Annotated in this window: 13 protein-coding genes; 3 read left to right on the top strand and 10 right to left on the bottom strand. The window is 74.9% G+C overall.

Annotation, left to right across the window (positions count from 1 at the left end):
• Nucleotides 1–393: 393 nt before the first annotated feature.
• A complete protein-coding gene (locus O4J56_RS10280) occupies nt 394–849 on the bottom strand; it encodes a MaoC family dehydratase (protein ID WP_270685468.1) in 456 nt (151 codons plus the stop codon).
• 157 nt (nt 850–1,006) lie between these two features.
• On the opposite strand from O4J56_RS10280, the gene O4J56_RS10275 reads away from it, so the two are divergent.
• Nucleotides 1,007–1,384 (top strand): hypothetical protein, encoded by a 378-nt coding sequence (locus O4J56_RS10275; RefSeq protein ID WP_270685467.1) that lies wholly within the window; start codon nt 1,007–1,009, stop codon nt 1,382–1,384.
• A gap of 16 nt (nt 1,385–1,400) precedes the next feature.
• Here O4J56_RS10275 and O4J56_RS10270 read toward each other — a convergent pair whose 3' ends face one another.
• The 5 genes from O4J56_RS10270 to O4J56_RS10250 form a co-directional block, all read right to left on the bottom strand.
• The gene (locus tag O4J56_RS10270; protein ID WP_270685465.1) at nt 1,401–1,943 is read right to left on the bottom strand and encodes a hypothetical protein; all 543 of its coding nucleotides are present in this window, start codon (nt 1,941–1,943) and stop codon (nt 1,401–1,403) included.
• Between the two features lie 47 nt (nt 1,944–1,990).
• A complete protein-coding gene (locus O4J56_RS10265; RefSeq protein ID WP_270685464.1) occupies nt 1,991–3,148 on the bottom strand; it encodes an enolase C-terminal domain-like protein in 1,158 nt (385 codons plus the stop codon).
• A gap of 95 nt (nt 3,149–3,243) precedes the next feature.
• Nucleotides 3,244–3,846: a class I SAM-dependent methyltransferase gene (locus tag O4J56_RS10260; RefSeq protein ID WP_270685463.1), complete on the bottom strand. Its 603-nt coding sequence runs from the start codon at nt 3,844–3,846 to the stop codon at nt 3,244–3,246.
• A gap of 242 nt (nt 3,847–4,088) precedes the next feature.
• Complete coding sequence (ald, locus tag O4J56_RS10255) at nt 4,089–5,204, bottom strand: alanine dehydrogenase (protein ID WP_270685462.1); 1,116 nt, start codon at nt 5,202–5,204, stop codon at nt 4,089–4,091.
• Nucleotides 5,205–5,332: 128 nt separating this feature from the next.
• Nucleotides 5,333–6,637: an amidohydrolase family protein gene (locus O4J56_RS10250; RefSeq protein ID WP_270685461.1), complete on the bottom strand. Its 1,305-nt coding sequence runs from the start codon at nt 6,635–6,637 to the stop codon at nt 5,333–5,335.
• A 500-nt stretch (nt 6,638–7,137) separates the two neighbouring features.
• On the opposite strand from O4J56_RS10250, the gene O4J56_RS10245 reads away from it, so the two are divergent.
• The gene (locus tag O4J56_RS10245) at nt 7,138–9,171 is read left to right on the top strand and encodes a cytochrome c oxidase assembly protein (RefSeq protein WP_270685459.1); all 2,034 of its coding nucleotides are present in this window, start codon (nt 7,138–7,140) and stop codon (nt 9,169–9,171) included.
• A gap of 104 nt (nt 9,172–9,275) precedes the next feature.
• Nucleotides 9,276–10,202, top strand: coding sequence for a TIGR03621 family F420-dependent LLM class oxidoreductase (locus O4J56_RS10240; protein ID WP_270685457.1), 927 nt, complete (start codon nt 9,276–9,278; stop codon nt 10,200–10,202).
• Here O4J56_RS10240 and O4J56_RS10235 read toward each other — a convergent pair.
• The 4 genes from O4J56_RS10235 to O4J56_RS10220 form a co-directional block, all read right to left on the bottom strand.
• Entirely contained in the window at nt 10,195–10,596 is a 402-nt protein-coding gene (locus O4J56_RS10235) for a hypothetical protein (RefSeq protein ID WP_270685455.1), read from the bottom strand. The two genes, O4J56_RS10240 and O4J56_RS10235, sit on opposite strands and share 8 nt — an antisense overlap.
• Entirely contained in the window at nt 10,593–11,348 is a 756-nt protein-coding gene (locus O4J56_RS10230) for an AAA family ATPase (protein ID WP_270685454.1), read from the bottom strand. Before O4J56_RS10230 ends, O4J56_RS10235 begins: the two co-directional genes overlap by 4 nt.
• A 302-nt stretch (nt 11,349–11,650) precedes the next feature.
• Nucleotides 11,651–11,935 carry a helix-turn-helix domain-containing protein gene (locus O4J56_RS10225; protein ID WP_270685474.1) on the bottom strand — a complete coding sequence of 95 codons (285 nt, stop codon included), beginning with the start codon at nt 11,933–11,935 and terminating at the stop codon, nt 11,651–11,653.
• Between the two features lie 41 nt (nt 11,936–11,976).
• The gene (locus tag O4J56_RS10220) at nt 11,977–12,336 is read right to left on the bottom strand and encodes a type II toxin-antitoxin system RelE/ParE family toxin (RefSeq protein ID WP_270685452.1); all 360 of its coding nucleotides are present in this window, start codon (nt 12,334–12,336) and stop codon (nt 11,977–11,979) included.
• Nucleotides 12,337–12,358: the final 22 nt, after the last annotated feature.

Here is a 12,358-nt window from a genome sequence, read left to right as displayed (position 1 = left end):
CCCCCACACTCCCGCCCGCCCCCTTCGGCGATGATCTCGACGGAAGTGCTGTCATTCTGGTGGTTTTGGCAGCACTCCTGTCGAGATCATCGCCGGGCAGGGGCGCGCCGGGGCGGCCGCCATGGGCGCGGGCGGCCATGCGCCTACGCGGTCGCGCCGCTGTCCGGACCGCGAGCGACCGGACGGACGGCAGGCAGGGCCCGGGAACCGCCCGACTCTGGCCGTCGCTGCCATCCACGGCGACCACGCACACTCCGTGCAATCGTCAACGCTGCCGCAAGGGCCGCCGACCGGTGTGGTCGTGTTTCGGAGGCGGAGCGCCGGGCGGGACGGCGGGCCCGTCCGGGCCCACCGCCCGGGCGGTGGGCCCACGGAGCGGCCGTCGGGGAGCGGTCAGGGCACGATCATCACCAGCGCCTCGGCGATCAGGGCCGGGCGCTCCTCGCCCTCGATCTCCACGGTGTGCTCCAGCGTCAGCACGACGCCCTTGTCCGTGGTGCGCGTCCCGGTCAGGCGGACGGTGTCGCGCACGCGCGAGCCCGCCTTGACCGGCTGCAGGAAGCGGACCTTGTTCAGGCCGTAGTTGATCCCCATGGTGGGGGCCTTCTCCAGCGTGTACACCTGCGGGCCGAAGTGGGCCAGGAGCGACAGCGACAGGAACCCGTGGGCGATGGTGGAGCCGAACGGCCCCTGGGCGGCCTTCTCCCGGTCGACGTGGATCCACTGGTGGTCGCCGGTGGCGTCGGCGAAGAGGTCGATGCGGTCCTGGTCGATCTCCAGCCAGTCGCTGCTGCCGAGCTCCTCGCCCTCGGCGGCGATGAGCGCGTCGAGGTCGGCGAACGTTCGCATGGGCGGCACCTTCCTGATCGGTGGCGGTCGGTGAGGGGGTGTGTCCCGGGTCACGACTCTAGCCCGTGACCGACCGATCGGTATGCACCAGGGGCGGGCCCAGGGGGCGGGCGGGCGGCGGACGGAGTGGGGGCTGCCCCGTGGGATCGTCGTGCGCATGGTTGAGACGTGGGTGATCGAGGACGGCGGTGGTGCGCCGGTGGCGGCCGACACCGTGGAGGATGTGCTCCGGGAGAGGATCGCCCAAGGGCGGTTCGACGCGCTGCTGGCCGGGTCGTCGGGCCGCTCGCTGGTCTTCGTGACCAACGGGGTGCGCGCGATGACCGTGCTGCTCGGCGAGGACGGCGATCCCGGAGAGCACGCCGCCGACCCGGGGGCCGAGGGGACGAGCGGGGGCTTCGTCCTGTCCAACGGGCAGCACGACGCCTACCCGGACGAGGACACCGTGCCGCTCGACGAGGCGTTCAGGATCATCGGCCGCATCCTGCGCGACGGTTCCTGGCCGTCCGACGCGCCCCGGGTGGTCGACCGCTGACCGGGGCTCGGCGTGTTCAGGCCGGTCCGTCGGTGCGTCCGCTCCCGCCCGGGGCGTCGGAGGCCGCCTCCGTGCGCGGGCCCGGGATCCTGCCGTCCGCACCCTCCGCACCCTCCGCGCCGTCCGCGCCGTTCGCCTGGGCGCGGTGCGCCGGATTCCTGCGGGACGGCCGCACCCTGCGCACCGCCGGCCCCTCCCGGTCGGGGGCCTCGGCCGCCAGTTCCCGCACCCGGGCCCGGGTCAGGCCCAGCAGGCGGGCGGTGTCGTTCTCGTCCACCCCCGCGCCGTCCAGCGCCCGCACGGCCTCGGCGACCGCGTCGGCGGCCCCCCGGCGCGCCTCGTCGGCCGTGTCCACGCGGTGCCTCGCGCGCAGGATCAGCCGGTCGGCCTCCCCGCCGACCGTGGGGACCACCTCCACCCGCGCCGACGGGTCGCCCACGAACGCCCGCGCCACCGGGCCGGCGTGCGCCAGGTCCGGCGCCCAGGTCACCCCCGCGCCGACGATCCGCAGCTCCCAGCCGCCGTCCCATTTGCGGGCGTGCACGGTGTACGTCCCCATGCGTCCAGGCTACGCCGCGGTCGCGGAGCGTAGCCCCGCGTGCGCGCTCAGCCCGAGTGCTCGGGCGCCGCCGGGCGCGCCCGCACCAGGGTCGCCGAGTCCAGCGCCACCGAGCGCAGCACCCGCGTGTCGACCTCGTGTCCCAGCCCCGGGGCGGCCAGCGGCACCGGAGCGATGCCGTCGTGCGCCCGCACCGGCGGGTCCACCAGCTCCCGGGGCGCGCGCACCCCGGCCCCGGGCATCTGGCTGGGGAAGGTCACCGAGGAGAGCGAGGCCAGCGCCACCGCTGCCGCGCGGCCCACCCCCGAGGCGCGCTCCTCCTCGCACCACACGTCCCATCCGGCGTCGGCCGCCCGGTCGGCGGCCCGCCGCGCCGGGGTCAGGCCGCCCAGCCGCGACGGCGACAGGTTCAGCGCGCCCCCCGCCTCGGCCCGCACCGCCGCCTCCAGGGCCTCGGGGGAGCCGACCGACGCGGCGAGCGCGACCGGGGTGCCCATCTCGCGGTGGAGCCGGGCGTGCGCGGCCAGGTCGTCGGCGGCGAAGGGCTGCTCCAGGCAGAGCATCCCGTACTCGTCCAGCGCGCGCAGCGCCGCCAGGTCCTCCTCGGACTCGGTGTACCTGCCCCCGGCCTCGGCCTGCAGCGCCAGGAACGGGTAGCTCTCCTGCACCGCGCGCACCGGCTCCAGGTCCCAGCCGGGGCCGATGCGCAGCCGCACCGCCCGGAAGCCGGCCCCGACCTGCCGGTTGACCTCCAACACCAGCGACTCCAGGGAGGGCTGGCGGCCGATGGTCACCCCCGCGGTCACCGCCGTGCGCACCCCGCCCAGGGCGTGCGCCAGCGGGGTGGAGCGGCGCCGGCTCCACAGGTCCCAGCAGGCGGTGTCGAGGGCGGCCGCCGCCGGGGGACAGGGCGCGAGCCCCGCCCAGGCGTCCGGCGCCTCGGTCGGCCGGTGCCAGGGGTGGCGCAGCAGCGCGGGGGCGAAGTCCTCGACCAGGCGCCGCCAGGAGTCGGCGTCGGCGTCGGGCATCTCGCCCCAGCCGCTGACCCCCTCGTCGTCGGTCACCCGCACCAGCGCGTGCCGGGCGCGCGGGGGGCGCCCGCCGCCGGTGCCGCCGCCCGAGCGCGACTGGGGCCGCGGGAGCCGGACCAGGGTCGCCTCGATCCCGGTCAGGGCCGCTCCGATCGCAGATCCGGTGGGTGACACGCGCGCTCCGCCTCCAAGGTGGCTCTGGTGGTGCGAGGGGAATCCCCCATAACGAAGGTATCCGCTCAGCACCGGCGGAACCACCGCGTCGGCCGTCATCGCTGTGCGACGAACACCGCACCGTGGCGCAGATCCCGGGTGTCGGCCGAGCCGAACCGGCGCGCCAGGGCGCCGCGCACCTCCTCGCGCTCCTCCGGTGCCAGGGCGAAGCGCGCGGGCGACAGGTGCCAGGACAGTACCAGGCGGCCGCCGGGGCGCAGCACCCGGTGCAGTTCGTCGACGGCCGGGTCGAGGCGCGGCCACATGGCGACCGTGTTGACGCTCACGACGAGGTCCGTGGACGCCTCCGGGGCGCCCGTGTGCTCGGCGGAGCCGACCCGGAGGCGCACCCGCCCCGCCCGCACGGCCGCGAAGTTGCGGCGCAGGGCCATCCGCACCATCTGCGGTGACGGGTCGACGCCGGTCACCGTCCGCGCGCGCTCGGCCAGCAGGCCGAGGAGCACGCCGGGGCCGTGGCCGACCTCCAGTACGTCGTCCTCGGGGGAGACCTCGCAGTGGGCCAGGACCTCGGCGTTCTGCCTCCGGTTGCCGCGGGCCATGAGCAGTCCGGCGAGCGGGCCGAGCGGGCCGCGCGGCAGTGCGAACGGGTTGCCGCTCGGGGACGTCCCCGTCCACAGCCGCCTGCGTTCCGACCCCACGATGGCGCCGCCCTCCCTCGTAGCGCGCGGAGAGTCCGCGCTCTCGCCCATACCCGCGCGCGGGGCGCGCCGCACATGCGCGCCTCCCCCCCCTCGTTGATCTCGGGAAAAGCGCCCCAAAAAGCGGCCCGGAAGCGTCGTTTCTCCCGAGATCAACGAGGTCGGGGCGGGAACGGCGAGGGCCGTGCGCCCGGGACGGCGGGTCCCGGGCACACGGCCCTGCGCGGTCTTCCTCCCGGCCCTTAGGCCAGTGCCTCCTCGACGGTGCGGAACTTCAGGCCGTGGGCCTCGCCGACCGCCTCGTTCGTCAGCTCGCCGCCGACCGTGCTCAGCCCCTTGGCCAGGGCCGGGTCGTCGCGCAGCGCCTCCTTCCAGCCCTTGTCGGCCAGCGCCACCGCGTACCGCAGCGTGTCCTTGGTCAGGGCGTGGGTGGAGGTGTTGGGCACGGCGCCGGGCATGTTGGCCACGCAGTAGAACACCGTGTCGTGCACCTGGAACGTCGGGTCGGCGTGCGTGGTCGGGCGCGAGTCCTCGAAGCAGCCGCCCTGGTCGATGGCGATGTCCACGAGCACGGCGCCCGGCTTCATGCGCGACACCATCTCGTTGGTCACCAGCTTGGGCGCCTTGGCGCCGGGGATGAGCACCGCGCCGACCACCATGTCGGCCTCCAGCACCGCGCGCTCCAGCTCCAGCTTGTTGCTGGACAGGGTGCGCACCCGGCCCCGGTAGAGGTCGTCGGCGTGGCGCAGCTTGTTCACGTTCAGGTCGAGCAGGGTGACGTCGGCGCCCATGCCCACGGCGATCTGCGTGGCGTTCATCCCGGACACCCCGGCGCCGATCACCGTCACCTTGGCCGGGCGCACGCCGGGCACGCCGCCCATGAGCACGCCGCGCCCGCCGTTGGGGCGCTGCAGGGTGGCGGCGCCCACCTGCGGGGCCAGCCGTCCGGCCACCTCCGACATGGGGGCCAGCAGCGGCAGCGAGCCGTCGGGCAGCTGCACCGTCTCGTAGGCGATCGAGGTGACCCCCCGCTCCAGCAGGGCGTCGGTGCACGGGCGGGAGGCGGCCAGGTGCAGGTAGGTGAAGAGGGTCTGGCCCTCCCGCATCCGGTGGTACTCCTCGGCGACGGGCTCCTTGACCTTCAGCAGCAGGTCGCCCTCGGCCCAGACGTCGTCCGCGGTGCCGAGGATGCGGGCGCCCGCCGCCTCGTACTCCTGGTCGGTGATCGACGACCCCAGGCCGGCGCCGCGCTCGACGGCGACCGAGTGGCCGCGGGCCACCAGCTCGTGGACGCCTGCGGGGGTGATCGCCACCCGGTATTCGTGGTTCTTCACTTCGCGGGGCACGCCGACGCGCACGTGACTCCTCCTTGCATCGTCGTTGATACCCCTCAACTGTGGCGCGCCCGGTGACCGGGCGATATCTCCAACATGGCTACTCATCCCAGGTCATCTTGACACCTTGTAAAGCAAGGGTGTTGCGTGCGTCACGGACTGGCCGGGAGCGGGCCGCCGTGCTCGGCCGCGCGCGCCCGCGGGGCCGCCGCCGGGGCCGGGAACACCGAACGGCCCCCGATCCACGTCCGCTCCACCCGCCCGGTCAGCGTGCGCCCGGCGTAGGGCCCCGGGTCGTCGCCGGGCACCGTCTGGGCGGCGTCCGGGGCGAAGGCCACCAGGTCGGCCTCGGCGCCCGGGACGATGCGGCCCTTGTCGGCCAGCCCCAGCAGCTCGGCCGGGTTCGCCGAGGTCCACCGGGCCACCGCCGCCAGGTCGAGCCCGCGCCGCCGCGCCGCCGTCCACAGCGCGGGCAGCGTCCACCCGATCGCCCAGACCCCGGTGCCGGGCCGGTGGCCCGACCCGATCGTGCGGATCGGGCAGTCGGCGTCGGACAGCAGCGCCGACCACAGGGCGTCCCGGTTGGCGCCCGAGCGCAGCGGCGGGCGGCACCGGAAGGCGGGCGAGCCCTCGGGCACCGCCTCGGCCGGAAGGCACAGGTAGTGCGGGCAGGTGTGCGCGCTGAGGGCCACCCCGATCGCGCGGGCCGCGCCCAGCACAGCCGCGCACTCGGCCGCCGTGAACGGGGACACGTGGGTGCGGGTCCCCGCCACCCGCGCGGCCGCGATCACCCGCTCCAGTCCGCGCCGCTCGGCCCGCGCCGGGCGGGCGGCGGACACGGCGGAGGGCAGGGCGGCCGGTCCGCCGGGCGGCACCGGGGCCAGCTCCCCGGCGTCCTCGGCGTGCACCAGCAGCGGCGCCTCCATCGCGGCGACCTCCATCATCGCCTTGCGCAGCGGGGCGTCGCCGATCGGCCCGCCGCCGGGGGCGCCGCCGTCCGACAGCGAGCAGTGGAACCCCGCCGCGCCCGCCGACCGCAGCTCGGCCAGGTCGGCCGGGGTGCTGCGGTCGGTGACCGCGCCCAGCAGGGACACGTGCAGCAGGACCCCGGCCGAGGCGCTCTGGTGCTCCTGCAGCCCGGCCTCCCCGGTCAGCGGCGGCCCGACCGCCGAGGGCGCCACCGCCACGGAGGTGACCCCGCCGCGCACCGCCTCGGCGGCGGTGCGCAGGTAGCACTCGCGCAGCGGACGCCCCGGGGCCTGCACCACCACGTCCGGGTCGACCAGGCCCGGCAGCAGGGCGGCCTCCCCCAGGTCGACCTCCTCGCGGGCGGGCAGGCGGGCGCCGGGGGGCGCGACCGCGGCGATGCGCCCGCCGCGAAGGCCGACCGCCGCGGGGGCGGTGCCGTCGGGGGTGACGACGCGGCGGGAGCGGATGACGGTGTCCAACTGGGACACGGAAACCCCCTTCGTGGTCGGTTTCGCGTTTCATGCTCGGTGCGCGTTCCGCCGTTCCCGGAGCGCGTGCGCGATGATTGGACGACGGTACCGCGATTCCGCGTGTTCCACCCTCGCCACCAGGGATTTCCTTCCTTTCGTGGGGAGATGGGGGCAGAGGCGGGAATTGTCGTTCGTCGGCGCGGGAAAAGGGAAACGGATACGCGGTCGCGGGCCGTGGGACGATTCCTGCGACGAAACGCCCCGGGCGGGCGCGGTGCGCGGCGGAGCGGAAAGGGGACGCGGTGGTGCGAAGGGGACCGGGCCGGTCGGCGGGGGCGTGTCCGACACGGCGTAGTAGTGGCCGTACCCTGGTGGCCGGTGGCGGACGCGGATGACCGACCTCGCCCCCTGGCTGTGGAGCGGTCTCGGCCTGCTGGTCGGGGCGGCCGCCGCCGTCGTGGTCATCGCCCGCGTCCTCCGCTAGCGACACCGGCACCGAACCACGACGGAGTGGCCCCGTGGCTCCCCCACAGACACCGAAGACGACGGACGCGGCGCGGCGCGGCGGCGACACCGCCGCCATCATCGGCGTGGCCGCGGCGGCGGTCTGCGCCATCGCGCTGATCGCCTCCCTGGTGGCCGGGGGAGCGGTCACCGCCCAGGTCATCCCCGGCCTGCCCGACCCCGGCTCGCTGACCCGCTGGGGGCTGCCGATCGCCCGCAACCTCAGCGCCCTGACCGGGGCGCTGACCGTGGGCCTGCTGCTGCTCGCCGCCGTGCTGCTGCCCTCCGAGCGCGGGCGGCTGGACGAGCGCGCCACCGGGTACGTGCGGGCGGCCTCCTGGACCGCGCTGGCCTGGGCGGCGGCCGCCGCGGCGCGGCTGGTCTTCGAGCTGTCCAACATCCTGGGCCGGGTGCCCTCCGACATCGTCGGCAACGAGCTCACCAGCTACGCCGGGCAGATCGCCGAGGGGCGCGCCCTGATGGCGGTGGTGCTGGCCGGCACCGGGATCGCCCTGTTCGCCCGCACCGTGGTCTCGGCCGCCGGGGCGATGGGGCTGCTCGCCGCCGCCGTCGCCGCCCTGGTGCCCCCGGCGCTCACCGGCCACGCCGCCGCCTCGGGCAACCACGAGCTGGCCGTCACCGGGCTGGCGCTGCACCTGGTGGCGATCTCGGTGTGGGTCGGCGGCCTGGCCGCCGTCACCTACCACGGGCTGGTGCGCCCCGGCGGCGACGCGGGCGAGGCGGTGCGCCGGTTCAGCGCGGTCGCGCTGTGGGCCTACATCGGGGTCGCGGTCAGCGGCGTGGCGAGCGCGCTGAGCCGCCTCTACAGCCTCGACCAGCTCGTCACCACGCCCTACGGCCTGATCATGCTCCTCAAGATCGCGCTGTTCGCGGTGCTGGGGGTGCTGGGGTGGAGCCACCGGCGCTCCACCGTGCCGCGCATCGCCGAGCAGGGCGGGCGCGCGCTGTTCGCCCGCCTGGCCGGGGTCGAGCTGGTCATCATGGGCGCGGTGATGGGGCTGGCCACCACGCTCAGCCGCACCGCGCCGCCCGCGCCGGACGCGAGCGACGTCGACCCGGCCACCGCGATCCTGGGCTTCCCGATCCCGCCGCCGATGAGCCTGCAGACCCTGCTCACCCTGTGGCGCCCGGACCTGTTCTTCATCCTCGTCATCGCCGCCCTGGGCGGGCTGTACGCGGCCGGGGTGGTGCGGCTGCGCCGCCGCGGCGACGGCTGGCCGGTCACCCGCACCGTCTTCTGGTTCGCCGGGCTGCTGACCATGGTCGCGGTGATGCTCAGCGGGTTCGCGACCTACGCCATGGTGCTGTTCAGCACGCACATGCTGCAGCACATGATCACGTCGATGCTCACCCCGATCCTGCTGGTCCTGGGCGCGCCGGTGACCCTGGCGCTGCGCGCGCTCAAGCCCGCGCGGCGGCGCGGCGACCGGGGGCCGCGCGAGTGGCTCAACGCGTTCCTGCAGAGCCGGTTCTCCAAGGTGGTCACGCACCCGGCGGTGGCGACGGCGCTGTTCGTGCTCGGGCCCTACGCGGTGTACTTCACCCCGGTCTTCCCGGCGCTCATGAGCGACCACATGGGCCACCTGTTCATGAACGTCCACTTCCTGCTGACCGGGTTCCTGTTCTACTGGACGATCATCGGCATCGACCCCGGCCCGCGGAAGCTGCCCTACCTGCTGCGGTTCGTGCTGCTGCTGCTCACCATGGGCATGCACGCCTTCTTCGGCATCTCGATCATGATGCAGTCGGCCCCGCTGGCCATGGAGTACTACGGCCAGTTCGACATCCCCTGGAGCCAGGACGTGGCCGGGGACCAGTACCAGGGCGGCGGGTTCGCCTGGGCGGTGGGGGAGATCCCCACGCTGCTGGTGACGGTGATGATGATGCGCCAGTGGTCCCAGGACGAGGAGCGGACCGAGCGGCGGCGCGAGCGGCACAGCAGGCGCGGCGGCTCCGACGACGCCGACCTGGACGCCTACAACGCCTACCTGCAGGAGCTGGACCGGCGTTCCAAGAACGAGGGCTGAGCGCGGAGCCGGGCGACGGGAGGCAGGGGCGGGGCCGGTGGGCCCCGTTCTGCCCGCCGCAGAAACGCTTGGGGGCGCGGCGGCCGGTGCGGTTGGCTCGGCCCATGAACAGGTTCCGATTCGGAGTGAACTTCCGGGCCGCCGACATCGGCGACTGGGCCGAGGAGTCGCGCAGGACCGAGGCCATGGGGTACGACACCCTGGCCGCCCCCGACCACCTCGGGCACCCGTCCCCCTTCGGGATGCTGGCCGCGGCCGCCGCGTCCACCGAGCGGGTGCGGCTGGGCACGCTCGTCCTCAACAACGAGTTCTGGAACCCCGCGCTGCTGGCGCGCGAGGCCGCCACCGTCGACCGGCTGTCGCACGGGCGCCTGGAGCTGGGCCTGGGGCTGGGCCACATGAAGGCGGAGTTCGAGGCGGCGGGCATCCCCTGGCGGGGGCACGCCGAGCGGCTGGCCGCCCTGGAGGCCTCCCTCGACGCGCTGGACACCCTCTTCGCCGGGCAGGAGCCCGCGCCGGTCCAAAGGCCCCGGCCGCCGCTGCTCATCGGCGGGCATGGGCCCACCACGCTGCGGCTGGCGGCGCGCCGCGCCGACATCGTCGGGTTCGGCGGCCTGACGCAGCGGCGCGGGGCGCGCATGGGGGTGTTCGACATCGACGGGCCGGAGGAGGTGCTGCGCCGCGTCGACCTGGTGCGCGAGGAGGCGGGAGCGCGCGCCGCCGACCTGGAGCTCAACGTGCTCGTGCAGTCGGTGGTGGTCACCGGCGACGCGGAGAAGGAGGCGGCGCGGCTGGCCGAGCGGTACGCGGGCGGAGGCGGCCTGGACACCGCGGCCGACGTGATGGCCAGCCCGTTCGTGCTGGTGGGGACGGCCGACGAGATCGCGGCCGAGCTGCTGGCGGCCCGCGAGCGGTACGGGTTCTCCTACATCACAGTGCACGGGGAGAGCCGGGAGGAGATGGCCCGGGTCATTCCGCGGGTGCGGGAGCTGGCGGGGGAGTGGGCCGGGGGCGGTCCCGCCGTCAGCTGAACACGAGCGCCAGCAGGGAGGCGGCCAGGGCCAGCAGGGCGCTGACGACCAGGCCGCCGCCGAGCACGGCCGCCGAGGGGCGGGGGCGGCCCGTCGCGGACCGGCCGGCGCGGTGCATCACGGCGGGCAGCAGGGCGATGTTGGCCGCGTAGATGATGATCTCCACCGCCAGGGCGCTGAGGAACGCCGCCCCGTACCCGGCTCCGGCGGCCAGTTCGCCCAGGGCGGCGAACGCCGGGACGCCGAGGAGCACCGCGACCGAGGCCGCGCCGAAGGCGATCCGGACCCCCTTGCGCGGGGTGCGGTCCCCTGCGACCAGCAGGAGCCCCAGGAGGGCCGCCATCATGACGGCGCCGACGATGCCGAAGAGGACGATGTTGACCAGCGAGTTCACATCGTCATTGTGTCAGCTCCCCGAGGAGCGGCCGAACCGCCCCGAGGTGAGCTGAACCGCACTGGAGGACCCTGCAGCCGGGCCGTCCCGCCGAACCGCACCCCGGCCAGCAGCCGGACGTCGCCCCGGGCCAGCACGGTGAGCGACGCCGCCCCGGGCACCAGGGCGCCGGGGCCGCGTTCGCGGGCCAGGCACAGGCGGCGCCAGCGGCGGGTGTGGGCGCGGTGGCTCCGCGCGGTGACGGCCCGCCCGCGCGACCGCTGGGCGGACAGGGCCTCGTCGGGGGAGGCGTCGATCATCACCACGTGGACGGAGTAGCCGCGCAGGCGGCCCAGCAGGGCCAGCAGGAGGCGCACCCACCGCCGGGTCCCGCTCTCGTGCACGGCGACCGGGCCGCCCCGCAGGGCGGCGGCGACCCGAAGCAGGTGCAGGACGTGCACGAGCCACCGCCAGGCGGTGTAGGGCAGCGCGGCCAGGGCGGGGGTCAGGCGCAGCCGCGACTGGTGGGAGTCGACGACGCGCACCCCGCCGCGGAGGACGGTGCGGTCCTCGGCCCCGCTGAGCGCGAAGAGGTGCCGGAGCAGCGTGCTCTTGCCCGCCCCGGGGACCCCGCAGACGAGCACCAGCGACCGGTCGGGGAACGAGAGCACCCGCCCGGCCCCGACAGGGGAGGGCACGACGGAGAGGGCGCCGGCGGAACCGGCACCGTCGACCCGCCCGACGGGCTCCGGACATTCGATCAAGGCGCTCATGCCTCTCAACCTCACCAATGAGGGTAAGGCGCGAATAAGCCTGGCATGAGGGCGATACAGGAAGCCAGACGCCCGACAGAAACGGAGAGGAACCGCCCCGGCGCCCGCCTCCGTTCCCTTACGGCAGCACCGTCGGGCGCGGCGCGTGTGGGCGGTCGCCGGCAGCGACGGATGAGCCGACCGGTTCCCCGCCCCTGCCTGCCGGGCGGCGGGCCGATGGGGCGTGGCGTAGCAGGCGGCGGCGAGGAGAGGCCGACGGCGCTGCCGGATGGGGCGCGTCGTCGCCACTGCCTCGGAGTGGGTCAGGCGACCTTGACGCTCCAGCCGCCGACGGTCGCCACCACGTCCAGGCTTCCTCCCAAGGCGCCGACGTAGTCGCGGACCGAGTCCATGGACGTGATCTGTCCGCTTTCGATCTGAGAGACGCGTGCCTGTGAAACGCCCATTCTCGCAGCGACCTCGGCCTGGGTGAGTTCGCTCTGTCGTCGCAGCTCGGCGAGCTGGTGTCCCCGAAGTTCAGCGCGAAGGCGCTCACGACCTTCCTCCCGGGCGGCCTCTCGCTCAGGAGAGTCCCAGGACGGGTGCATCTCGCGGACCTTCCGCTTGGTCTCCTCCCATGGCGTGCCCTTCACGGTGTCGCCTCCCTGTACTCGGCGTAGCGCTTCTCGGCGAGTGGAACGGCCTCCTGGTACCAGCGATTCCAGCTTCCGGCCTTGTCGCCGGCGACCAAGAGGATCGCCTCTCGCTCGGGGTCGAAGATGAACAGAATCCGTATCGAGGTCCCCGGAGGGGTGCGGGGCCGCAGCTCTTTCAGATTGTGCAGACTGCTGTTGTGGACCCGGTCCGCTAGTGGGCGTCCGAGGTCGGGGCCTGCTTCGGAGAGGACATCTATGGCCTCCTCCACCTTGTTGGCGACGTCGGGAGCCGCGTTGGTCAGCGTAAGGAACCAGTCCTCGACGGGAGCGAGGAGAACGACTTGCCACTTCATGGATCCTGAATATAAGGATAGC

The organism is Nocardiopsis endophytica, assembly GCF_027706725.1.
GTDB lineage: Bacteria > Actinomycetota > Actinomycetes > Streptosporangiales > Streptosporangiaceae > Nocardiopsis_A > Nocardiopsis_A endophytica.
This window is presented reverse-complemented; position numbering and strand designations above follow the sequence as displayed.